We start from the raw sequence: 24,285 nt of genomic DNA on the forward strand, positions 1-24,285 counted from the left end.
TATGAAAAAACTTACACTCTTGAGCACTTTTTTGTTTTTTACAGCCTGCGCCGGCAGCGGGGGTGATGGTATTTTTTTGGAACCTGCTTCTTTAGCTGTTGATTCAACCAATAGTCGTGTTTTTGTACTTGAAAATGAAGGACGTCTTATTGCTGTTGATGCCACAAATCAAGATGACATTGGTGATCAGCCTCGTATTTCCAGAAAACGTAACGCAGATATACACGATTTACTCCCTTCGTCTCCCGCCCATACGGCTGTTTATAGCGACGGAACCACATCACGCCTGTTTATTAGTGGGGCCATTGCTAACGATGAAGGTAATTTAGTGACAAACCGCATTACAGTTTTGGATTTTGATGGCACTACTTTCTCCATCTCTGGCATATCTCCCATTACCGTGGATGATGGCAATGATGGCACAACGGATACCGATGATGTATTAGGTGATTTAGTTGTCGATCAAGCAAATGGTCTTTTATATGTAAGTAATGTTTCTAACGGAAATCTTTTTGTTTATAACACAAGCGATGGAACAGAAGATGTAGCTGCTATTGCTATTGGCGGCGAACCCAATCAGATGAGTTTAGATAATGACCGTTTGTATATTGCCAACACCTCAACGGTAGAAGCTGAACAGGTCATTACCGTTGTCAATACAGTCGACAATAGCCTTACCGAAATTGATTTAGATGCTCCTACAAGTGATGTGAGTGTATCTACAAACGATGCTGGCACTATAATGTTAGCCACACAATCCTCCGGCGGGCAAAAAGTTTTTGTGCGCTTGGTTGATACCGCTACCTATGCAGCATCAACAGCCATAAGCGCAGGAGATGATTCGGCTCAAGATGGCGAATTGGTAAGCGGGTTGGGGTTAACATCAACCGTGGGTGGCGTTATTGTGGTATCAAACGGCACCAGTCTGTTTGGATATGTGGGTCAAGCCGATGGCGATGCAGCCTTTATTAGTTTTGCCAACGATCTCTCTTCATTTACAACCACTTCGCTTATTTCATCCACTAGTGTTTTAGAACAACCGGTTGTGTATGCCGATGGCAGCACGGATGCAATCGTGTATATGCTCGCCACTTCTTCTGGCGATTTGGTATGGGTAGATGCTGGAGATAACGGCTTAGATGCGCGCTTTTAACCTTTCATTTCTTTTAACAAACTACGGCTCATCCAAAATAAAAATAAAACGCCCGCTATAAGTGCTCCCCAGAGTATTCTTTGAGCACCCACTTTTTTATCGGATACTACTGGCATTAACAATTTATCGGGACCCCCTAAATCTATTTTTTCTCCAATAATAGCCGTACCATAATTTTGTTTACCCAAGGTCACATTGGGTGTCCCTAACACATTTTCAACCTTAAATGTTGCGGGTTCAACAATAGCCGAGCCAAAGGCTAAAGTAAAAGGACCATTCCCTTGAGCTAAAAATACGAGATCATGCGGGTAATATCCCAACTCCAGTTCAACATCACCCGAACCTACTCCTCCTTCTTTTTCTGTAAATTCCACAATAAAATATCTGCCTCGAGCAAGCCTCTCAAAAGCTTGAGTTTTCGAATAAACAGCCTCTCCCTTCTCTGCCAGCTTAAAAGCAAACCCGCTAGCCAGATAAAATCCATCTGGCTTCCAGTCTTTACCAGAAGCGTAAAGCAAATAAGGAACCACTGTATTATTTTGTGGCAAATTGATTTTTACATTATACCAGGGATAAGCGCCGCCCATATCAAAGCCATAGCGGTTGTCGCCCAGCTTTATACCCTTTATGCGAACTCTCTTTGCGTCCTGCAAATAACTCTCACCCGGCTTTTTAAACAAAACCTGCTTTAAATCAAAAATAGGTTTTTCATCGTGAAATATAATTCTGTAGTATTTATATTTGTCACTTCTTGCCGATAAATCAATTTCTCGCTGCTCCAAAACATGCTCACCTTGTTGCATCATCGCTAAAGCTTCAGTGTCCGACAACGTAAACCAACTACTTAAATTATCACTCCCTTCTACACTCACAAGAGTCATAAAAACAGCACTGGGGCTATCCCATTTTAAAATAATTTTTTCCGGGCTAAAATCTAACTGTGAAGCATCTATTAAAAACCCCACCCTTTTTTTATCGCCAGTAACTGCAGCATTTTTGGTTTTAGTTTTTAAAATCCCCTTAAAATATTCAATTTCCATTTCATTACCTTGTTCTACATCAAGGGGATAAAAAGAAAGATTCGTAAACACTTCTTTTCCTAAAACACTTTTCTGACCCGATACAAGAGTATGTGGCACAACAAGACTTTCTCCATTAAAAACCCGCATATCACCCCATTCGCCATTTACCGTGCTTTGATAAACTGTATCAGGTAATTCCATTTTATTAAGTGAGGCTTGCGCATCTACATCAAGCTTATACCCATAAGCAAAATCTTGCGGCACCGGAACAGCAGCACGCAGTGGCAATGACCATAAAAGAATGGATACAAGTAATATTTTATACATTTTTTACCTCCTGTTTAGGGGGAAGCGGTGAAAAATAACCCACAACCAATATAAGCATTCCAGACCCCATAAAAGCTATAATACGATAGAGGCTATCGATACGCTTCATATCAACACCCACTAGTTTAATGACTGTTACTAAAAGCAACGCAACACCCACTTGCCATATTAATCGGCTCTTGTTTTTTGTTCCTCCCAGCATCAACACCATTGCAAAACATGTCCATAATAACGACATAAGAGCTTGGAAAAGCGGCGTTTGCAGTAAAACCTGAGAAGAATATACAAGCTCCGTATAAAATGAAATGGTGCGTGCCAATACAAGATTGAGAAACACAAAAATGCTAATGCCCACACAAGACATCCACATCATTTTTTGTTTAGAATTTATGATTCCATTTTTTTCAGATCTTTTAATCCAATAAAAAAGTAACATTATAATGGCAACACTAAATAAATCGGCAAAATTTAAAAACGGTAAATATGAATTAAGAAGAACGCTTACTCCTGAATGGTGCGGGATTATCAGAAAAAACCAAACTAATAATACAGCTGTAACCACGTTTAACGCCTTCATGTAGACATTGCTTTTTTGCGCAAATGGCCAGAAGTTTTTATGACTCAGTTTTACAATTGTAAAACTGGATAATATAAATGCCAAAATGGGGCCAAAATAATATTTATCTTTAAACATAAAAAGGGATTCATCAGCGGCATAAAGTTGCATTTTAAAAGTCATTTGCACAATTTGAAACAGGTGCCCTACAAAAAGAAAAACTGCATACAAATTTAAAGCGTGCATAAGCAACTTAACATACGTTGTTCCATCGTTTTTATAGAGATAGTAGGATTGCGCCAATAAACAGGCTGCTAACGATAAAACCACATGCCATTGGGGTAAACTGTAAAAATGATCCCCAACAATTATGACCATACCTATAACGCTAGCCGGGAAAACAAGAGGAACAAAACATTTAATATTTTCCCATTTTAAAATTACCGACACAAATTGCCAAAATAGAATTGATGTTGCTATAAAAATGAGTATAGCGGTATCAAGATAGGCAAATGAAATATGCTTACTCAGCTCGAAAATAAAAATGAAATTAAACCAAAAGTGTCCAAAAAATACACACCACCCATAAAAAAATGTTTCTCCTGGCTTAAGAACATTTTTGTTTTTAAAATATTGGTACGAAAAAAATAAGTGCCCAATAGCTAAAATAAGGAACACAACAAAAATTTCGTTCACAAACAGTGTATGGCCATGATCCTTTGTTAATAGTTCAATAACCCTAATACTCCCCATAATAATTAACAAAAAACCCGCCAAACGTGGCAAAATACGCGCCTGCTTAAGCCCCATCCAGGCAACACCACAGCCTTCTATTACCCAAACAATACTGGTTGCCGACTTATCCAAAGCGAGTGGAACAGCGAGTGTAAAAAAGCCAATGCCTAGGGCCACAAAACCTTGCACAATAAGCTTTAGCGTTTCGGCATATTTGTTCCACATTAGCCGCCCTACAGTAATATAGAGCGCACTTAATAAAATTGAAAAAATGGCAAGAGCATTATTACTTTCAAAAACGAGAGATTGATAAAAAATAGTAATGAGCGGCGTACCAAAAACCAGTGTAGCATCAACAGGATTAGATTTTCCGTTTGTCTTTTTTATGGCAAATAAAATGGAAACCGCAAAAAAGATGGTAAAAAAGAGCAAAATAAATGGTTCGGTCGTACTAAAATTTTGAGGAGTATAATATTTAAATCCCCAGATAGTGCCAACACCATAGGTAAAAAAGAAACCAATCAAATTAAGAACTCGCCACGACTGATAATAAGCTACACCCAAAATACCCAAATTAAGCACAGCATAATATCCAAATAACGCCACATGGTTACCCGATCCGGTAGAGGCCAAAATGGGCGCCATAAATCCACCTAAAAAACCCGTAATAGCCATCGCTTTATTACGTTGAACTACCGAAAGTAAAACGCTGATCACCACGGTAATAACAAGAAGCGTAAAAGTAAATCCGGCAGGAATTAGATGATAAAGCCTATAAGAGGCAAAAATAGTGAGATAAAATACAGCCAGCCCTAGGCCCTGCAAAAAAAGCCCATATTGCCCTTTTTTGCGTAAAAACCAGCCCAGCCCCAGCAAGCCTAAAGCCATAAGGGCTGCCATAGCCAAACGATATTCAATAGGGAAAAGTCCGCGATCGGAAACATATTTTACTAAAAAAACAATACCTAAAAAAAGAACAATACCTCCAATGCGAAACACCAAATTTCCTCCAGTAAAAAAATTTTTAATAAATGTTGTAACAGGATCAGGTTTTCTAGGAATTACCGGTATTGACCTGGGGGTAGTAGATGCGGCTGGTGGCGGTATATTAACACTTATAGAGGGAGCGGGACTCTCAGAAGCCAATGCCTTTTCTGGGGTTTTATCAGGCTTTACTTCTGTTTGTACAGAATCAGGCGGTATTGCACTATCGGGTTTTTGCTTTAACCGGTCAATTTCTAGGTACAATTGCGAAATTTTTTGTTCAAAATCTTTTTGTCCAATTTTTCCAGTACTTTTAATAATTGCAATTATTGAGATTACCAGTGCAATAAAAACCCAAAAAGCCATAATACCCCCTTATTAAAGAAAGAGTAGATTAAACACCCTTTTTAAAGCGAAGTCATGATTTATTTAAATAGACCCACTGTCGGGCCATTCGGGGGCTAATTCGGGAACATGGGTAGAAATAACGTAGATTAAGGCTTTCACATCATCCACAAAAGTCAGTGCTTCGGTTCCATCTTCAAAAAATACATCATGTACATCCTGTTTTACTGCGTCCCAATCAATGTCGCTGTCATCGGGATATGTGTAACTTAACAGATCAATTAACCACTCAACATCATCTTCGGTATAGCTTGCACTGTAAGTGGCCTCTCCCCCCTGATATTCCTTGCAATAATCAACTACGCGCGGTGCATAAGTTTGCGTTTCATCATGCATATGGTCTAAAAAGTCACTGCCATAAACTTCCAACGCATTGGCGGCGCCATAGGCACCACCATTATAAGCAGCAGCTTGCCACAATGCTTTGCCATCATCACTTTGAAAAAGATCTACAGCATTGTCTTCCACAAAATTGTACGTGTTAAATAAAAGATACTGTTGCCAGTAAAAATAAAGTCCTGACGCAATAACTCCATGCGGAAAATTCACCACACTCGATACATCGGTGCCGTCTATGTCGTGTTGAGATGGGTCTAGTGTGAGTCTAAATTGATCGCTTGAGGGAATTTCACCAAAATAGGATTCCTGATCTACAAAAAGATCATCTTCATAGTAATCGCTGTCACGATCTGTCCAAAACCAGCCCGACACTCGGTTTGGATAGCTATCGTTTAGCTGTGCCTGGCCAAAAGTATTGGTAATTTGAAAACAACCTTCACCATTAGATGAAGAAACCGCTGCACAATTGCCTGATGATTCGGCCGAAAGAACGCCCATTAAAAAATAGGGATTGATCTTAAAACGTACCGAGGTCCAGGCAATAAAGAAAAGGTCTTCTTTGGAAAGAAGAAGCTCTAGCCCATTAACCTCGGCATCCACACTATTTAAAACAAAAGTAGAAATTGCATTGGCATCATAATCAAAGTCACATACATCGCTTGTAAGTTCCTCCTGATTGCCCACATCCCTGTAGGTATCGGCAATCACTTCGTATGGAGGGCCACAAATAGTATCATCCACACACATATCATCAAGGCTAGCCGAGGCATAAATAGTTTGAGAACCAGGGCTTGGATTTCCCCCTATTTCACGAATAGGATCTCCTTCTCCATTATTGCCACCAAATATACCAAAAGGATCAAATACATCTTCAAAATTACAGGACGATAGAAAGCAGACAATCAGAATAAAAAATAGAGAGCGTTTCATGTAGGGATATACCCTATCATACCTTGACCGTATTAAACATTAATTGTTTGTTAATTAATTCAAAATTTGATATTTTTATTCTTTATGAATATTTTTCTATTTTCTGTTATTGCTGCTTTTATTCCTGTGTCTGTTTATGTTCTTTTTTTACGCTGGCTCGATCGTTACGAACCCGAGCCACTTCTCCACACGGGGCTTGCTTTTTTAGGCGGAGCCACCCTTTCGGTTGGGTTTTCTTTTGTTATCAATACCGCTATTTCTGCTATTGGTTACTCTGTAATGACCGAATCGGGCAGTGAATTTTTTTCGGCCGCTGTTGTAGCCCCCTTTGTTGAAGAAATTAACAAAGGTTTAGTTGTGTTACTGTTTTTTATTTTAAGTGACGAGTTTGATACTGTTACCGATGGTATTTTTTACGGTGCCGTAGTGGGGCTTGGTTTTGCATTTTCCGAAAATATCTATTATTTCACCAATGTATATAAGTCGGGAGGGCAGTTTAACTGGTTTGACAATATTTATACCCGTAGTCTGTTATCGGCAGGGGTTCATGCTAGTGCTACAGGCCTTTTTGGTGCTGCAGTTGCTTACTCATACCGTCATAAATGGCTTGAAAAAATAGGCACCTTTTTGGTGGGGCTTATGTTGGCCATGATGGTCCATTCTTTTTGGAACGCTCTTCTCACCGAAGCCTCTCTTTCTCAAGATCGCGTTTTACAATTAGTTCCGTTTATTGGCCTACCCATCATCATGCTCACTATGTTTTTGATGTTTCAAATTTCGGTTTATAAAGAAAGTGCCATTATCGAACAGGAATTATTATTTGAATCTCAAAATGGAGTTATACCTCCTGAACACATCAGTTTTATTAAATCCTATTTTGCCCGATCCAAAGATCATTGGCTGGAAAAACATGTTCCTAAAGATAAATATATAGATCTTACCACGAGCCTAGCATTTACTCGTAATCGTATTTTTTTATCACCTACTCATAAAAGACCGGCACTCGAAAAAACAGCCGAAGAACTTAGAGGCAAAATTAAAAGCTTGCTGGCAAAAAATCCATGATAAAAATTAACAATAATAAAGGGAATATTTTACGCACTGTTTTGGTAATTGTAGCTTACATTACCTTTTTTATTGGCGCTTTCATTTTTAAACACACCTACAAATCCAAAATGCTGCGCGATTTTCCAGCAACTCATACGGCCAAGCAGTTTTTGCTGGCCCATCCACAAGTTGCTGCTACTTTGGGCGATAACATTGTGTATGGTTCAAATCTTGGTGGCAGCTTTACGTATAACAACCAGGGTGGAGATGGCACTATTGCTTTTCCAGTAGCGGGTTCCAAGGCTAATGGTGTGATAAAGGTAACACTGGTTCAAGATGGAAATAATATGCCCTGGTTTGTAAGCAAAGCCGTGTTTAAAGGACCAGAAAAAAAGGAATACCCTCTAGATACTCCTGCCGACTGGCTTAAACAGGCATACGCAGCTTTAGATAATTTAAACGAAAAAGAAGCTGTTCTCATGTGTGAGCGCCTTAAAACAGCTGTACCTGATGATGAGAACGTTACTTATTGTGAATCGGAATTGGCTTTTAACCGATACGAAGACCATCGCTATATAGAGTTAAAGCGAATTTTGGCCGAAAAATATCCGCAATATGCACGCTACGAATCTGAATTAGGAAATGCCTTTTACGAATTAGGGCAACCTCAAAGTGCTATTGTATACTACAACAAGGCCTGGGACATAAAACCCGACATTCAAACGGCTGGATGGATTGCCGCGTTGCATTTAGATGACAATCAACTAGATCAGGCTAAAATTTGGCTCGATAAAGCCTATGCTCTTGGCAAGCCTACGGCCTATATCGATTACTTAGAAGGTCTGTATTTACTTAAAAAGAACGATCCTAAGCTCGCCATCAGCTATTTTAATTATTCGCGTGAAGCCGATCCTATGTACGAATACCCTTACTTTGGACTGGCTACAGCCTATCAAACTTTAGGACAAGATACCGATGCGGTTTATTATTACGAACAGGGAATTTCACGCAAACCTACCGGTGTTTTAAAATTTAGAAAAGCCCTGGTTAATTTGTTGATTAAAATGAAATACACCGACGATGCTATTTATCATTTACTTAAAATTGCCGATTATCATCCAACCGATGTAGAAGGTTTGCAAAAATTGGCACAAATATATGATTCTCAGGGCCGTACCTCAAGCGGCGATTGGGCCCGGCAAAAAATTGCCGAGATTCAAGCTAAAGCCCAGCCTAACAACAACTCTCTTTAATGTTTGAACTAGACACCCTTATTGCCGGTATTTTCTTTAGCATTATTGGCTTTTATGCTTGGCGTTACGGCCGGCAAAATAACAGTGCCCGCCATATGCTGTTGGGCGTAGGCTTAATGGCTTACGGTTATTTTATACCCAATATTTGGTTATGCCTTCTTCTGGGAGGGATCATGACGCTTTTCCTCTTTTGGCCGTAAACTTCCACTCTGTACAGCTCTCTTAAAATATGGTTAGAACAAATTATGTCTTATTTTGAGGTCCCCGATATTTTTTATGAAGTAAAAGGCGATAAAGCCGCTACATTTTTGCATGGGCAACTTACGAACAGCATCAAAACACTTAAAAATGGCGAGTGTAACTACAATCTCTTGTTAACCCTTAAAGGCAAAGTGTTGGCCGATTTGTATGTGTATAAAAAAGAGGATAAATTTTATTTTTCGTGCGCTCCCCAAGCCGAACCTATCATCATCACGCATCTAAAAAAAATGGCACCTCTCTCCCGTGTAGAACTTATTCCGTACCCTACTTGTGTTTTTCATGTGTTAGGGGCCAATAAAGCGGGGGTTTCTTTCAAAACAGATCGCCTGGGAATAGAGGGATATGATGTGTGGGATTTAGATAAACCGGAAGGTGAAATAATACCACCGGAAACTCAAGAATGTATTCGGATAGAAAACAAGATTACTCGATGGGGCATCGACTTTAACGATGAAAACCTGCCACAGGAGGCGCTGTTAGACCGCGCTCTTCACTTTAATAAGGGTTGCTATCTGGGCCAAGAAATTATCGCCAGACTTCATTATAAGGGCCATGTAAACAAAATTATTGGTCTTTTAAAATCGGATACAGAAATGAAAAAAGGGGACGAAATTTATTATGAAAAAAAGGCCATTGGAAAAATTACATCGAGTGTTTATTCTAAAAATTACAAATCGTGGATGGCACTAGGTTACCTGCCTTACAAATTAAAAGATTCAAATTCAGCTTTTGAGGTAGGAAAAAGCCGCATCAAAACCACACTTGTTGTTTAATCCAAATCTTGTGGGTTGTTAGCCAATGCCGCTTCAATCATCTCAAGCTCTTCAGCAATATCCTCATCATCTTGACCGTAGCGCATGACATTATTTTGCTGGCACACCATAATTTCATGTTCATCTTTAGGCAGCGTAATGAACATGGGCTTTTTAAACGTGGCCAAGTTTTGAGGTGCATTTTGCGGCAAAAAATTACCGCCACAGCTCAATACCTCTGACTGATGAGACGGCATGAAGGTTTGTTGTTGGGAGGAATTACCCAGGATAACCGAACCACACAAAGTGTCTTTCCATCTGCTCATAGTGCCCTCGTTTTTCCCAAACCCATCATGGGTTTAATAACTTAAATATAAAGCAAACCCCATGCCAGAAGCTCAAAAAAACAGCTCCTCGCCAAGCCTTGAAAATATTGGGTTTTATAACCATCAACCTATAAAATCTTAACGCATGGCCCCAAAAAGCGTCATGTTTTTAAGGGGTTAGTGTCAAAATAATGGCAAACTTCCCTTTTTGATTCTCTTTTAATTATTTGGATTTTTCTGATTCCAATTTGAAGGCGGGGATGGAGATGGGTTGCTGCATAAAAGTCCAGTAATCGAGTTCCGAAACACGTTTGTTAAGAATTAAAAAGCTCACTAAAAGAGTAATAAACCCGGCCAACGCATAACCAAAACCATATGACTCAAAACCAAAATAAAGTGTCATAAATGTACACACAGCGTTACTCACAAAAAATACTGCTGCCGTAAAACAGGCTTCCTTTTGAAAATCAAAATAGAAAATAATATTAATCACCATCAAATAACCCATTTGTAAAAAAGCAGCTAAAATTCCAATGCGAAAAATACCCATTTGCAAAGGGTTTAAATTAAAAAAATCGGCTATAACATAAATAAAAAGAACTACCATGCCGCTAATGATGCCTTGAAAAATAGCATACTTTTGAAAATGCCCCGACAAACTATCCACCATCTCTTGTCTTTTTTGTTCAATAGTATGAAGTGAAGCTCTTTTACGAACGTGCTCGTAGTACGACAAATACACCTTTAAAAAATTGGTTTCCATCTGCACCATAAAAAAGGCCATAGAAGGAATTACTGTTAAAAACGAAAGAAATATGGGGGTATCGTACAAGGTAAAAACACGTAAATGCGGAATAATTACATCTCCATTGGGCGAAAACCAAAATATAAATTTATCAATCCATAATCCTGCATAATAGAAAATACCCGCACCCATTAAATAGGGATGCTTTTTAAAGTATTCAAAAAAACCAAAATCGTAAGCAGAAGTGTAACCAAACTCTTTAAAAATACGCATTGTTAAAATAGTAAAAACTACACCTTCACCAACCGTAAACGCCTGAATGTAACCAATAAGACCCTTAGATGATCCCCATATATAAGAAAGAGCAGCACTAATAATAGCCCCGGATAAAAAAGCCCACACCACCGCCAAGTAATTTTTTCCGGCCGACAAATACACCATGGCCATCCAAATACCGCTCATAAATAAAAATAATACGTACAAAACCCATTTTGCCGTAAACGGTATTTGTAAAAAATATAAATAGGGTAAACTTACTACCGTTTGAACAGCAAAAAGAACGTGCAAAACAGCAATGTACGATGGTGAATAGGCCGACACTTCTTTTAAAAAATATTTATCGGCCAAATAGCGTGTCACTACATAAAAAAATGGGGCTGTGCCCAGCATAGAAAATGCAAACACGTATACAATAAGAGAGAAAAATAAATTGGACTCCTCTAAACTTAAATAATCTTGAATAAAAAATTTAATACCAAAAAGAGTCCCCATCACCACCAAAAAAGGTCCCGACGAAATCATGGCCGAGTATGAATAAGCCCGTGCAATATCGGTATAAGAACCGCCTGCCAGCATTTTTTGTAATTTAAATGCAATTCCAGCCATATTAATTATAGGGGCCTACGCATCCCCTTCATCGCTCGCATTCGTTTTCTGCTTTATTTTAACGCAACTCAGTTTCGTAAACATTGAGATAGCGGCTTAATAAATCATCCTGATCGTAATAACGTGCCACCCTTTGTTTACCAGCCTCTCCCATTTTTTTATAAGTTTCTGGCTCCGCCAATAAATCGACCATGGCTTTAGCAGTTTGGGCTGGATTAGCCACTCCCGTCACTACACCACTAGGCCCTAAGGCTACGTCTTCAGGATATACGCCATATAACATTTCGGCACAGGCCCCCACATTGGTAGAAACCACCGGAATACCCACTGCATTTGCTTCTAAAACAACATAGGGCTGTGCTTCAGATACACTGGTAAGTACAACTAAATCGAGTTTCCCCAAAATATCGGCCATATTCATTCGGCCCGTAAACTGTATTTTGTTATTAAGCCCTAAAATATCAACCAGAGACTTACATTCATTAACATAATCTTCTTCCTCCTCTAAAGGCCCTACAATAAAAAACTCCGCATCGGGCTTTGATGCCAGTACAATTTTAGCGGCTTCAATAAAGGTTTTGATGTCTTTAATTCCTACCACACGCCCAATTAAACCAATACGGGGATGAGTGCTTGGTGTGGGCAAAATTTTCATATAATCGGTCATTCTAATACCGTTTGGAATCACCATTACTTTTTCGGGCGCAGCACCTTCAAAAATTTGTTTTAATCTATTCCCCTCGTACAGAGTAAAAATTTTATCAGAAGCAAAATAACTCATCCTGCTTAAAATTTTAAAAAGCGTAATCCACCATTCTTTAAAAAATGAAATACGCGACGTGGCACGGACCAAATCGGATTCTTCATCATATATCCAATTGGCCTGTGTAATTTCTAAAATACGCTCGTGCGTATATATCCCATGCTCTGTTAAATAATATTTACCACCGCTCATGCTTTTTGCCACAGCTCCCAATAACCCGGCATACCCTGTAGAAACAGCATGATAAATTTTAGATTGCGGAACTTCGGTAGTTAAAATTTGTAATAGAGGAAGATGTGTACCACGCCATGTCCAAAAAAAATCGATGAAGGACACATCAATTTTAAGTTCATAATAAAGTTTATGAAGCAAATCCCATACTCCCTTGGATTTAAAAAAAGAAGGGATGGTAAAACATTTATTTTGTCCCTGAAAAAGCCTCAAAAAATCATCCCAAATGTCAAAATTGTTTTTTAATATCCCTCGGTAGAACAATTCAATAGTGTCAAAGTCGTGCTTTTGAGGTTTACGTATTTTTTCATCTTCCAAACGATAATCGTGTAAATCAACTTCTTTGATGTAAATAATATTATCGGGCAAATGATATTTAAATGTGCGGGTAGGATCTGCATGAGGAGAAATATAAACAATACCAAAACGAATATCACGCATGTGGCTTACAAGTTGATGAACCCATGTTGAAACACCACCCGCCACATACGGATAAGTACCTTCCAATAAAAGGCAAACATCAATCATGCTACCTGCCTCTCTGTTCGGCTCATAAAAAAACGAATCGCTTTGGTACAAATACTGTTAAAACTCACATAATGGGAATCACATAAAAATGAAATCAGCTCAGACAATGTTTCCGCTTTATAACCACAACCTAAACTTAAAATAAGTATTTCAACATTTTTGGCATCTGATAATTCGGAGAGTTTACGAATAATATTTTGCGATAAATCGAAATATAATAAATCACCATCATAAATACGCCGCTGCATTTGTTGCAGCGCTTCTGCCATCAACTGCCTGTTGTCCAAATGCTCTATAAAATCATTTAAAGCAAATAGATTCAATTTCAAACATACAGCGAGCCAATCAAAAAGTATTTTTGTAAAGCGGCCTTCTTGATCTAAACACATTAAGGTTTTAGAAAAATTAAAAAGAACAATAGGGGATAATTTTTGAATAACAAGAAGGCTTAAAAGGCGCTCTGCAAAAACTACATCGGTAACCGTCATTAAAGTTTCTGCTGCCTTGATTGGATCTTGGCTAACAATATCATGGATAATATCATCTAAAACCTGCTTAATAGCGGGGTCTTGCTCTTTTTCTTCCAAAATTGTGAGACTTAAAAAAAGTGAGGGATCGACTTTCAATTTTAAAAGCTGCAAAACTAAATACCGAATATTGGCTACTGGATGGTTCATGAGCGGAATAAGAAAATCTTTTAAGTTCTCATCTGCTTCAAATCCCATTTTACAGGCGTGCTTTAAAAAAACTTGGATTGTTGACTCGTATTTTATGGTTTTTTCCAAGTAAAATAAAAGTGGCATATTTTTATTGTTTCCCCATATTTTACATAAAACTCCACTAGCCACATACGCATTAACCTGACTTTTACTTAAACCATCTTCTAGTAATGGAATGTATCGCTTATCACCCTGGTACCCCATGCATTCCATTAAATGAATGGTTTCCTTATCGTCCTTTTTTCCCCTCCATTCTTGCATCAAATAATGAAAGCAATCATCATCCTTCTTTAATGAAGCATATAAAGTAAGCACTCGAAAACGAATAACTGAATTTTTATCAGACATCATTTTTTTAAGATAACGAGATAACATGGACATGGGGAAACCCAATAATGTAGCTTCGGCTTTGAGAACCACATTTCTGTCGTTAGAGCGCGTTAAAATATCTACCAAATGTCGCACCACTTTAAAATTGGGATGTACCGCTAAACAAGAAATAGCCTCTTGACGAACATCAGCCGATAAATCACCCATAGAAAGTTCAAAAAATAGGTTGCGAACCTTGTGTTTACGGTCTCTTTTAATAATCCACAAAATGGCTTTTCGAATACGTGGTGAAGGATCTTTAATTTGAAGCAAAATAAGTTTTAAAATCTGGCGCTTCATATAGTGGTATATAGAGCCCAGAGCTAATAAGGCATGAAAGCGCACATTTTCGTCGTTACTATTTAAAAAATACGCTGCATCATTAAAAATACGCTTATCGGCTAACAACCTAATTCCCATCAAACAGGCCATAAATGTTTTTTCATCTTGTTCCCGCATAATTCTTAAAATTGGAACAGTGCTTTCAGAAACTGCATGTGAGGTCAGTTTATCAATGGCATACAGCCTTGCCTTGGGATGTGGTGCCTTTAATATATTAAGAAGTCTTTTAATTTTTTCGGGATAGCGGTTTTTATCGTAAGCCAAAATGGCTCGTTCTACTACCGACTCGTTTAAATCATTAAGAAGTGTTACCAAATAGCGGGATGAGCGTTCATCTTCTAAACGGGACAAAAAGCGACAAAATAAAATTTTTAAAATAGGATCAGTTGCAATGAGTATGCGTGTTATTTCCTGAAACGCCTCTGGCGTTTGAGCATAATACAAATCAAACCACGCCTTGTGTTGTACTGCCTCATCCTGACTTTCTAAATTAGACCGAATTAAATCGAGGTTCATACTACCCCCCACCACTGCGCCAATGAAATATACTGTGATGGCAATGTACCGTTTGTGGTTCCTTGTCTTAACTCCTTGGTCAATTCTTGATACCTTTGTTGCTCAAATAAAATACGAATACGCCAATCCAGTTCGTTGGTAAAATCAATAAGCTGCATGTGACGTGCTTTTTCTAATACATCCAATGCTTTTATGTAGTTTTTTTGCTTAAAAAGTAACTCCAATAAAAAAAGAACAACTCGTGTATTCACGTGCTTACTATCAAAACAAAATAAAAGATGTTTTTTAGCTTCTTCGTAATAAATAGCAGCTGTTTCACTATTTACTAAACCCGATTCGGCATATTGCTGATAGACTTTAGCTAAAAAAATACGTGCCGAAACTTTGTATTCTCCCTCTTTCAACTGTTCATGGGCCGCTTCAATTTCTTCTTCAAATTTCTTTCTTATTTTTTCAAGCCCAGACGTAACATAAAACCGCGTATCAGCCGAAGCCGATGATCTCATCGACATTAAAAGATTTACCGACTCGGGACTTGCAAGTGCTACCAAACGATCAATGGCCCCTCTCTTCATTTCGTCATCGGATAGCATCATAATATCGGCAAGCGATAATACGTCGTTTGCCTCAATTAAGCGCTCTTCTAAAGGACGTATATCGTATAAACTACGTTTGGTAAGTTCTGGGGTTATTTCATCTTCGTAGTAATTGGGATTGTCTACATCGGGCTTAGCAAAGCGACAAAATAAAAAAATAGGTAAAGCCATTACCGCGCCAAAAACAGGAAAAAATAATCCAAAAAAAGAAAAAAGACGCGGCCAGTTCCGCATGTGATCAAACCAGCCAAAGCCTTTTGATTCGGAAAAAAGCAAAACAATAGACGATAGCAGATGAATGGCCATAGCCGATTCGGGCCTAAATAAAATTTTTGAATTATTCCCCAAAAAAAACGACATGAAAAAAGGATATTCAAGGCTGAGTGCTATAACCCAGCACAAGATGAACCTCACAGTAATGTAGAGTCTTGTTTCAAGCATCCAGCATGGTCCTGGCTTTTTCAATAAGCATCTGTGCGTCGTTCATTCCCGGCATAAACGACGAAATTCCCAGATGTAATTCCACTCCATCGTGTAACTGCAACTTATTGAACCTGTCTTCAATAATTTTGGCCAATTCACTCGCTTTGGCTTCGGTAGTTGTGCTTAACAAACACATAAACGACAAACGAGCATCGGTACTTTTAGCAAGTACATCGGTATCACGCAGGCTTTCGTTTAACAAACGTGATACCAATACATAATATTTATGTTTAACGGCTATATCCTTATCGGCTAGTCCCGTTAAACGTACCAACATAAGAGAAACAGGCAGATAGTATGTTACTGAACGGATAAATTCTTGCTTCAAACGTGTTTCAAAATAACTGTAGGTGTAAACATTGAGTTCATTATCCATAATTTCCTGTCCTCGCATTTCTTCCATATAAAAAGAACGGCCTAACGACCGTGATGCCCAGGCTGCCAAAAAGGATAATAAATTAGTTGTGGCACTGTTAAGATTAGTAATCGCTATTTTTTGTACGGCAAATATAGCCACCAAATCGCCGTTTTCACCGTTATAAAGAGGGCACGCTAGCAAACACTCCCTTGGGCCATGTCCTTCATTACCGGTTGTTGTAAAATCTTTAATGGTTACAAGTCTACGCGATGAACCCGCCAAACCCACCAAACCCTCATTCGCCCCATAGGCCGCTGGAAATTGATTTGGGTTTTCCCAACCATAACGGGCCCTTAAAACCCACCCCGTATCGGTACGCATATATAAAGATGCTGCTTCCAAATTTAAGGCTTTTGCAAAAAAATCTACTATACCGGCGGTTAATTCATCTAAATCGTTTGCATCTAAGCGACGTGCACCTTCATAAAGTGTAACCATTGTGGTAAAACGGCTTACAATTTTTTTCTCTAAATCGCGTGAAATCGCCTTTTGTGCCTCTACCTCTCGGGATAAATTTATAATTTCCTGACCCAAATCCTGCATACTCTTTTTTTGGTTAGCAATAATAAAAATATATCGATTTACCCCCAAACCAATTAACGTTCCCAAAATAATAAAGAGAGCCGGCAAAATGTAAAAGGTAACATCTTCAAAAACATATCGTTCACCAAAAAACCAAATAAGCCCCAAATACGAAAATGTAGAAACAAACCCGGATAACGAGCCAGCAACTAACCCATAACGAAAACCAAACAGCAAAATACCCAACCAAAACGGATGTGGATGAATATCTAAAAAACCGGGATAAGCTCGAAAAAAAGTAAAATTAACAACAATAATAAGGAAATAAAAAAAGAAAATTTCAAAATAAAAGGATTTGTTTTTCATTTACCCTTTAAAAAGGAGAGAATTACCCAATACATTTAACTAGCCGGCCAATAACGTTTTAATTTGCCCCACTAACTCCTGTGGCTCAAACGGCTTTACGTAAAAATGAACATCGTTTTGAAACAATAATTTTCTTTCGGCATCACTTAATGTTTTGGCTGTTAATACAATAATGGGTGTTTTTTTATAACGAGAATCAGCCCGCGCCGACTTAATAATGTCAAAACCACTCACCTCAGGCATCATCAGATCTGTTAAGATTAAATCGTAGGTTTGTTTTTCCAGTTCTTTGAGTGCAACAACCGGATCGTTTAAGGTAACAGCTTCAATGTTATGAAAATGAAGCATTGTGGTGAGTAAATCGGTAAAATCTTTCTCGTCATCAATAAATATTACTTTTTTTGACATACCAGTAAGCTAGTGTATTTCTTATGGAAACTCAACTGAATTTAAGTTTGCTACTTCCAATATCCGGTCATACTGAGCAAGCCCTCATGCGACTGTCCGCTGGTGGTTGACTGGCTCTCCGAACCATAGCGATAAAGACCCTCCAAAACATAATTTTTACCCCAATACCATTTAAGATTGCTTTGGGCACCCCACAAATCGCCTTCAAAAAGATGCAGGTTTCTCTTAGTATCTTCTCCACCAAAAACACCCACTTGGTAATACAAATTGCGACCAACATGATGAGCAAGATCTAGTGAAAAATAATGAGTACGGGTATCGGCCAAAAGATTAACTTGGCTTAAAAATGAAGCACTTTGGTTGATATGCATAAAACTTAAGCGATATCCTGCGGTAAGTGAAGGATTTTTTAAAAATTTGTAGCTAATACCGGGTTCGATCACGTGACCTGTTGCTGTATCTCCTGCTTTTAAACTGTAACGACTAAATTCGTAGCGAGCATTGAGGGCTAAACGATCACTTGGTTGAAATAAAGCCAAAAATTCTCCCGTATGTTCCTTACCCCCCGCAGGAATCGCCTGAGGCGTACTGAGCATGGCCTGGTTGACTTTAATATTTTGAATCAACGTGAGTGAATCATATATTACTTCACGACTCTGCAGCGAAAAACCAGGCGCCTTTACAAAATGACTTTGAGTATAATCGGCCTGTACTTCCACGTTCCAAAACGGATTAATATTAAAACCCACGCCTAAGGCAGCATCTACAGTATTGTTTTTAGTATTTTTACTGCCCACATCATAAAAACCATGGCGCCCTTGGCCCATTACATAAAAGCGGTTATTTAAAGCAAAACGCACAAAAGCTGCATTTTGCATATAAAAATCCAGTCCCAAATCGTTAAAGAAAAACTTGTATCCTGCATGGCTTGATTTCTCGTCACGAATCAAACGATACAAATCTTGCACTAAGGGGATATGTTTCTTTGAAGCCGAAAGAGATTCAAGGGTATTTAAAGCTTCTTTCCACTGCCCATTTTTATCCTGCACATACGCTAAATCGTGGTGTAAAAAATAATTATCCGGGTCAAAAGTCAGTGCTTCTTTAAAATACCGAATCGCCTTTTTCCATTCTTTATCAAGCACCGCTATACGTGCCAAAGTAGAACTTTTGGTCTGCACGTCATCGGGATAGTAAGTAGTATAACGCACATAATAACTTCCGGCCTCCCGAGACTTTTTATTTTCAATCAAAAGATCAATCACATCAAAATAAAACTGCTGCTCACGGGGATATTTTTTTATTATTTGGGCGTAATCGTTAAGAACATGATCGTTTAAGCTCATACGGCCACGCGCCTTTAAGGCTTTGGCCATAAGCTGAATGGAAGGTGATTTTTCTTTTTTGTAGAGAGTTAAATAATGTTGAAAATGAACAAAAGCTTCCTGTTTACGATCTTTACCGTACTCAATTTCACCCAACCAATAGGAAGGAACAAGTTTATCGCCTTTTTTTAGAAGATTGTTAAAAATAGATTGGGATTCCGTTACTTGACCCCAAAAATAAAACAAAGCCCCCATCTCTTCCATAATTTTATCATCATTTTCATAATGAACCACAACATGATGGGCCCATGTTTCAGCTTCGTTTTGTTTGCCACTTTTATCCGCTAAAAAAATAAGGTCTTTTAAAATTGTGTAAGAAGGATTTTTCCCGGCTATTTTTTTAAGGCGACTATAGGCATCGTTATAACGGAGAGCATCCACCAAAACCGACACCAGTGTTTTTTGATAAACAGATGAATTACCAAATGCTTTTTCGTGCTCTAGTAGCCATGCAAGAGCAACTTCTCTTTTATTTTTCTCAATCAACAAATTAGCCACATCCATGGCAAAAGACGCATCCGGGAAAAAAATCAAAACTTCGCGGTACAAACTCAAGGCGCTGTCATCTTTTAACTTATACAAAAGGGTTTCGGCCATATTTTGCTTCATCGAGGTATCATCTGAAAAGTTCTTAAGATAACGCTCCATGTAATAAAGCACTTCATCAAAATTACCCAAACGAGCATAAGCATCAATCATACCCCGCCATGAGTCTCGATCATTTTCATCTAAAGATGTCAGTCTTTCAAAAAGTTTTATACCTTCTTCGTCGCGTCCCACATCTACATACAAAGTAGCCAATAAACGCATCATGCTAATGCGCTCCAAATCATTTAAGGTTTTTAAACCCAAGGTTTTTTCGGCAAACGGGATTGCATCGGAATATAATTTTAAATCATTAAAAACCTGCGTAATGCGCATGAGAAGAATTTTATCAAAAGGGGAAAGTAAAAGACCTTCTCTTAAAATTTTTAATGCCTCCTGGTTTCGCTTTTGAACCTGTAAAATAGAGACAATTTCGGTACGAATACCCGAATTTTGTGGCTGTTTTTGAAGTTCACCTCTTAAAAATTCCAAGAGCTTATCTGTTTTTTTAAAGCCCTTGTCTAAATCAACAAGTCGATAGGTATAAGCCTCTGGACGCGGGGTAATAGGAATAATTTTGAGCAATATAGAATAGGCCTCATTAACCTTTTGTGTCCACAAGGCATGCTGTAAGGCAGCATCATATAGAGACGCCACCTTGTAACGCGCTACTCTTTTATCGTTTATAAACATATCGGCTATTTTAAGCCTGGCTTTATAAAGATCTTCATCTTGGTTCATTTCAGAAAGCATATCCAGGTATAATTGTGCCACTTCCCAGTCAGCTTTTCGATAATCCATTAATTGTTGTAATACATGTAAAGCCTTGCTTGGTTCTCCCATCCGCTTATACAAAGAAGAAAGACGTTTAATAACAAATTTGCTATTTGGTTTTTTTTGAAGATAATCCAGATAATATTGCTCGGCACGTGTTAGCTCACTTTGTCCCTCGTAAATATATCCCAAAAAAAGTTTAGAGGGATACAAAAGCCACAACAAAAGAAATATTGTGAGAAAAAAAATCCCTATTTTGATTTTAGATAAATTCAATCCAGTCCCTAATTTCTAAAAAAATAACTTATACGTTTTCTATACAGCTAAGGAATTAGCGTTATATTAACCGCAAGCGCTTCCTTTTCATTTTCTGCACTTGGAAAAGTGTAATCCAAGATTCCATCTTGAGAGGCAGAAGCCACAGCTTCTTGATTGGCATAACTAATTAAATACCTAGCCTTTGAAGGTAACCCTCCCAGGCTCATCCTGCTTTTATGCCAACCTTTTTTTTCAAATGAAATATTTTTCCCTTTAACATCCCAATTCATGACATCAAATGTAGATTGAACAATATAAGGCTTTCCAGGTTTTAATCCGGTTAAATAAATTATCTGAGAGTCTTCATCATTTAAAAATACATACAAATTACCCTGATCATGATGAAAACCAAGCACACCTCGTGAGCGTACAAGATCTACATTTAAAATGGTGTTATCAAAACGGATAGTTTTTAAATGAGAGTGATTACTAATAACATAACCACCGCTATCATTAATGGCAATTTGGGTGGAATAGAAACCTTGGGCTAATTTTGAAAAACGGCTGGCGGTAATAGCAAAAATGGACTGGGCCAGTGCATAATCGTATGCTTTTTTAAGTGCTTTTAAAGAGGCTTGATACTCACCTGAATAAAAATGATAATAAACATTGAGAGGTTTAATTCGTTTGGGGGTATTGGTATTTTGAAAAGTTTCAATTACATCCTGATAACCATAATAAGGACCCTTCCAGCGATTGGTATAGGTATTTTCATTGGAATTACTGGCATAAATTTGCCAAATGCCATTGTGATTCAAACCCAAAGGCGCCACATAGGAAACGCTATCAAAAATGCGATCAAATCGACTGTCACCACCATTAATATTGGCCAAACCTGCCTCGCTTGGTACTCGAGCCTGCTCGTCGGTGGGCAAACAATTTCCTGTCCATTCAAACAAATCTACTTTTTTGGAAACGCCCATTTTTTTTAATAATTGATTCATTTTTTCTGCAGAAGTCGCTATTTCCTTTTTTTCATCAAATCTGTAATCCGCAATTTTCAGGGAGTAAGTTTCCTTTTTCCAATCTAGGGGATGAGCATAGCCATGCGAAGAAGGTTCAATATTGGGTAAAGAATAAATATTCTGGTATAATTTTTGAATACGCTCTGTATTAAATTCTGGCATATCAAAGTAACCGGTAATCAGAGAAGCCGTGATGGGAATAGAGGAATATTTTTTAAGAATCTCATTATAAATTATTTCACCATCATACGACTTGCGATCGATATTAGATAAATTAACAATACCATCTCCATCAATATGGCTGTAAAAAATTCGGTTGCCGTTAATGGTAGTAGTGTCGGGTATTGGAAGCCCCTGTAAGCCATAGGCTTCTTCAAAAAACAAAAAGGGATTAACTCTCCACTGCTGCTTTTTAATATCGGGAACCATATAAAAAGCATGTGTGGGTTGTGCATAGCCCCCGTTTTCGGAAGTAAACACCATAGACGAGTCGCTATTCTCCAAATCGGTACGGCGTATCGTTAAATGGGAAGTAACTGTTGAACGTGCGGGTTTAATAAGACGATAAACTATAGGCTCTGAAAAAAGAAGTTTTCTTTCATAGCTCATCATTTTGGGATTAGAGTAAACTAATTCAAAAAAATAAGGGTTATCCGAATACTCCGATGTATATATACCGCCCAATCTTTTAAAAGCTTCACTACACACAGGAGAAAGCCCCGAAGCTTTTTCTTCTAAAAATCCTAATTCCGATAAAACCACCATCTTTACCCCGCGGTCGAAGGCCTGGTTTAAAAAGTTGCAATAATCTTGTGTGTTAGGAACAACATTGGGTGTTTTAAACCAACTCAATATCCCTCTCACATCGCTTAATGTATCCCAATTTGGTAAAGGTTTATTTACACCCCAATACATGAGTTTAAGCCCCAGATGGTTAAGAGAGGACTCTACATACTGATGAATATCGGTGTAAAATGGTGCGGGATAAATTTTGTCGTCATAAAAAACGAGAATGGTTCGCTTTACCGGAGTTTCACCAGCAAAAGAAAAAGGCAAGATAGAAGAAAATGCCCATAAAAAAAACAGCGCTTTAGCAAATAAATTTTTCATTCATCTTCAATCAAAACATTTTTTTCAAAAAGAATGTCGCTTACCAAATAATGGAACCCCATTTTTTTTAAATCACGAATGCCATTTTGGATGCGATAGGAATGTATATTGGTGCCGTACAGTACCACATAAACCGGTTTATTGAAACGTTCTTTAAAGCTTTGCAAGTACCGTATTTTTACTTCTCTTTCATCCCGGGCCACATCGGTATAAGTCTTGTTTTTAAAATCATATCCCGTCATCACATCTTCGGCCACCGCACCAGTAATGATATTTCCCATTTTGTCTAAAAGAGCGAGAGCGTTATTGGTATAAATCTCTAAATCGGGGTATTGATTGTGAAGTTTGGCTATAAAACCTAACAACGCTTCCTGTGATCCTTGCTGATTGAGTACGTTTTCGGCATAAAGCGCCGTATCGAGCGTATCTAAAAAAAGTCCACTATAACCATCAGCCATAAAACGAGGAATAAGTGTGTTAATCAAATAGGTCTGCCATTTGGCATTTCTAATATCTACCCTATAAGCGCCGTCCCAATCGGGATTCTTTTCAAGAATGGTTTTAGAATTGTTAAAAAGCACAAAATACGGCCGTGTGTCATGGATTTCACCCACACTTAAATAGGCAATAAATTTAGTAGTCTTGGGATAGGATGCAGGCGTAATATTGTCGGGGTCGGTAATAATAAAATTGAGCTTAGATAAAGACGAAGCGTTTAAATTTTTACCATAATAGATCATCCAGCCCGATGTTTGTGAGGAGCAAGCACTTAAAAAAAATAAAAAAAGAATTAGAGTAATTCTTTTTTCCACTCATCCTCCTTAAATCCAACCAAACCTATTTTTGGCGATAAAACAAAAGGTCTTTTAATTAAATTACCATTACCTGCTAGCAATTTTAGGATATCCGCTTGTGAGAGTGACGGTAATTGATTGGCAATTTTCAAGGTTCGGTAATCCTGGCCAGAGGTATTAAAAAGCTTTTTGACTTCTCCTTTTAAATGGACCAGCATACTTTTTATTTCGCCTTGAGATGGAGGTGTTTCTCGAATAGGAAACACTTGATGCTTAATATTGTGCGCGTTTAAAAATTTAAGTGCTTTTTGACAGGTGCTACAGTTTTTATAGACGTATATTTTAAGTAACATAGAAGCACTATACTGGACAT

The 24,285-nt window shown here is 38.1% G+C and carries 18 protein-coding genes; 4 read left to right on the top strand and 14 right to left on the bottom strand.

Annotation, left to right across the window (positions count from 1 at the left end):
- Position 1: 1 nt before the first annotated feature.
- Positions 2 to 1,153, top strand: coding sequence for a hypothetical protein (locus K1X76_05905; protein ID MBX7148602.1), 1,152 nt, complete (start codon positions 2 to 4; stop codon positions 1,151 to 1,153).
- Here the strand turns inward: K1X76_05905 and K1X76_05910 are convergent.
- From K1X76_05910 to K1X76_05920, 3 genes are all read right to left on the bottom strand, one after another.
- Complete coding sequence (locus K1X76_05910; protein MBX7148603.1) at positions 1,150 to 2,502, bottom strand: DUF3999 domain-containing protein; 1,353 nt, start codon at positions 2,500 to 2,502, stop codon at positions 1,150 to 1,152. The genes K1X76_05905 and K1X76_05910 overlap by 4 nt on opposite strands.
- Positions 2,495 to 5,143: a DUF2339 domain-containing protein gene (locus K1X76_05915; GenBank protein MBX7148604.1), complete on the bottom strand. Its 2,649-nt coding sequence runs from the start codon at positions 5,141 to 5,143 to the stop codon at positions 2,495 to 2,497. Before K1X76_05915 ends, K1X76_05910 begins: the two co-directional genes overlap by 8 nt.
- Before the next feature lie 63 nt (positions 5,144 to 5,206).
- Entirely contained in the window at positions 5,207 to 6,451 is a 1,245-nt protein-coding gene (locus K1X76_05920) for a hypothetical protein (GenBank protein MBX7148605.1), read from the bottom strand.
- A gap of 84 nt (positions 6,452 to 6,535) precedes the next feature.
- On the opposite strand from K1X76_05920, the gene K1X76_05925 reads away from it, so the two are divergent.
- From K1X76_05925 to K1X76_05935, 3 genes are all read left to right on the top strand, one after another.
- A complete protein-coding gene (locus K1X76_05925; GenBank protein MBX7148606.1) occupies positions 6,536 to 7,516 on the top strand; it encodes a PrsW family intramembrane metalloprotease in 981 nt (326 codons plus the stop codon).
- Positions 7,513 to 8,751 (top strand): hypothetical protein, encoded by a 1,239-nt coding sequence (locus K1X76_05930; protein MBX7148607.1) that lies wholly within the window; start codon positions 7,513 to 7,515, stop codon positions 8,749 to 8,751. The genes K1X76_05925 and K1X76_05930 overlap by 4 nt, the downstream gene beginning before the upstream one ends.
- A 245-nt stretch (positions 8,752 to 8,996) precedes the next feature.
- Complete coding sequence (locus K1X76_05935) at positions 8,997 to 9,785, top strand: hypothetical protein (protein MBX7148608.1); 789 nt, start codon at positions 8,997 to 8,999, stop codon at positions 9,783 to 9,785.
- Here the strand turns inward: K1X76_05935 and K1X76_05940 are convergent.
- The 11 genes from K1X76_05940 to K1X76_05990 form a co-directional block, all read right to left on the bottom strand.
- Entirely contained in the window at positions 9,782 to 10,090 is a 309-nt protein-coding gene (locus K1X76_05940) for a hypothetical protein (protein MBX7148609.1), read from the bottom strand. The two genes, K1X76_05935 and K1X76_05940, sit on opposite strands and share 4 nt — an antisense overlap.
- Before the next feature lie 223 nt (positions 10,091 to 10,313).
- A complete protein-coding gene (gene pelG / locus K1X76_05945; GenBank protein ID MBX7148610.1) occupies positions 10,314 to 11,720 on the bottom strand; it encodes an exopolysaccharide Pel transporter PelG in 1,407 nt (468 codons plus the stop codon).
- Positions 11,721 to 11,778: 58 nt separating this feature from the next.
- Entirely contained in the window at positions 11,779 to 13,242 is a 1,464-nt protein-coding gene (pelF, locus tag K1X76_05950) for a GT4 family glycosyltransferase PelF (protein MBX7148611.1), read from the bottom strand.
- On the bottom strand, positions 13,239 to 15,188 hold the full coding sequence (locus K1X76_05955; protein MBX7148612.1) for a hypothetical protein: 1,950 nt from the start codon (positions 15,186 to 15,188) through the stop codon (positions 13,239 to 13,241). The genes pelF and K1X76_05955 overlap by 4 nt, the downstream gene beginning before the upstream one ends.
- Positions 15,185 to 16,144 carry a hypothetical protein gene (locus tag K1X76_05960; protein MBX7148613.1) on the bottom strand — a complete coding sequence of 320 codons (960 nt, stop codon included), beginning with the start codon at positions 16,142 to 16,144 and terminating at the stop codon, positions 15,185 to 15,187. Before K1X76_05960 ends, K1X76_05955 begins: the two co-directional genes overlap by 4 nt.
- A 73-nt stretch (positions 16,145 to 16,217) precedes the next feature.
- On the bottom strand, positions 16,218 to 17,573 hold the full coding sequence (locus tag K1X76_05965) for a hypothetical protein (GenBank protein ID MBX7148614.1): 1,356 nt from the start codon (positions 17,571 to 17,573) through the stop codon (positions 16,218 to 16,220).
- A gap of 39 nt (positions 17,574 to 17,612) precedes the next feature.
- The gene (locus K1X76_05970; GenBank protein ID MBX7148615.1) at positions 17,613 to 17,981 is read right to left on the bottom strand and encodes a response regulator; all 369 of its coding nucleotides are present in this window, start codon (positions 17,979 to 17,981) and stop codon (positions 17,613 to 17,615) included.
- Between the two features lie 50 nt (positions 17,982 to 18,031).
- Positions 18,032 to 21,001 carry a tetratricopeptide repeat protein gene (locus tag K1X76_05975; GenBank protein MBX7148616.1) on the bottom strand — a complete coding sequence of 990 codons (2,970 nt, stop codon included), beginning with the start codon at positions 20,999 to 21,001 and terminating at the stop codon, positions 18,032 to 18,034.
- Between the two features lie 47 nt (positions 21,002 to 21,048).
- Complete coding sequence (locus tag K1X76_05980) at positions 21,049 to 23,118, bottom strand: hypothetical protein (GenBank protein ID MBX7148617.1); 2,070 nt, start codon at positions 23,116 to 23,118, stop codon at positions 21,049 to 21,051.
- A complete protein-coding gene (locus tag K1X76_05985; protein MBX7148618.1) occupies positions 23,115 to 23,930 on the bottom strand; it encodes an endo alpha-1,4 polygalactosaminidase in 816 nt (271 codons plus the stop codon). Before K1X76_05985 ends, K1X76_05980 begins: the two co-directional genes overlap by 4 nt.
- On the bottom strand, positions 23,909 to 24,265 hold the full coding sequence (locus tag K1X76_05990; protein MBX7148619.1) for an arsenate reductase family protein: 357 nt from the start codon (positions 24,263 to 24,265) through the stop codon (positions 23,909 to 23,911). Before K1X76_05990 ends, K1X76_05985 begins: the two co-directional genes overlap by 22 nt.
- Positions 24,266 to 24,285: the final 20 nt, after the last annotated feature.

It is taken from the genome of bacterium (assembly GCA_019695305.1).
GTDB lineage: Bacteria > UBA10199 > UBA10199 > UBA10199 > JAIBAG01 > JAIBAG01.

What these genes read in the sequence shown, in the direction of transcription:
- K1X76_05905 (MBX7148602.1), top strand. Translation starts at nt 2, where the DNA reads ATGAAAAAACTTACACTCTTGAGCACTTTTTTGTTTTTTACAGCCTGC.
- K1X76_05910 (MBX7148603.1), bottom strand. Translation starts at nt 2,502, where the DNA reads ATGTATAAAATATTACTTGTATCCATTCTTTTATGGTCATTGCCACTG.
- K1X76_05915 (MBX7148604.1), bottom strand. Translation starts at nt 5,143, where the DNA reads ATGGCTTTTTGGGTTTTTATTGCACTGGTAATCTCAATAATTGCAATT.
- K1X76_05920 (MBX7148605.1), bottom strand. Translation starts at nt 6,451, where the DNA reads ATGAAACGCTCTCTATTTTTTATTCTGATTGTCTGCTTTCTATCGTCC.
- K1X76_05925 (MBX7148606.1), top strand. Translation starts at nt 6,536, where the DNA reads ATGAATATTTTTCTATTTTCTGTTATTGCTGCTTTTATTCCTGTGTCT.
- K1X76_05930 (MBX7148607.1), top strand. Translation starts at nt 7,513, where the DNA reads ATGATAAAAATTAACAATAATAAAGGGAATATTTTACGCACTGTTTTG.
- K1X76_05935 (MBX7148608.1), top strand. Translation starts at nt 8,997, where the DNA reads ATGTCTTATTTTGAGGTCCCCGATATTTTTTATGAAGTAAAAGGCGAT.
- K1X76_05940 (MBX7148609.1), bottom strand. Translation starts at nt 10,090, where the DNA reads ATGAGCAGATGGAAAGACACTTTGTGTGGTTCGGTTATCCTGGGTAAT.
- pelG (MBX7148610.1), bottom strand. Translation starts at nt 11,720, where the DNA reads ATGGCTGGAATTGCATTTAAATTACAAAAAATGCTGGCAGGCGGTTCT.
- pelF (MBX7148611.1), bottom strand. Translation starts at nt 13,242, where the DNA reads ATGATTGATGTTTGCCTTTTATTGGAAGGTACTTATCCGTATGTGGCG.
- K1X76_05955 (MBX7148612.1), bottom strand. Translation starts at nt 15,188, where the DNA reads ATGAACCTCGATTTAATTCGGTCTAATTTAGAAAGTCAGGATGAGGCA.
- K1X76_05960 (MBX7148613.1), bottom strand. Translation starts at nt 16,144, where the DNA reads ATGTCGTTTTTTTTGGGGAATAATTCAAAAATTTTATTTAGGCCCGAA.
- K1X76_05965 (MBX7148614.1), bottom strand. Translation starts at nt 17,573, where the DNA reads ATGAAAAACAAATCCTTTTATTTTGAAATTTTCTTTTTTTATTTCCTT.
- K1X76_05970 (MBX7148615.1), bottom strand. Translation starts at nt 17,981, where the DNA reads ATGTCAAAAAAAGTAATATTTATTGATGACGAGAAAGATTTTACCGAT.
- K1X76_05980 (MBX7148617.1), bottom strand. Translation starts at nt 23,118, where the DNA reads ATGAAAAATTTATTTGCTAAAGCGCTGTTTTTTTTATGGGCATTTTCT.
- K1X76_05990 (MBX7148619.1), bottom strand. Translation starts at nt 24,265, where the DNA reads ATGTTACTTAAAATATACGTCTATAAAAACTGTAGCACCTGTCAAAAA.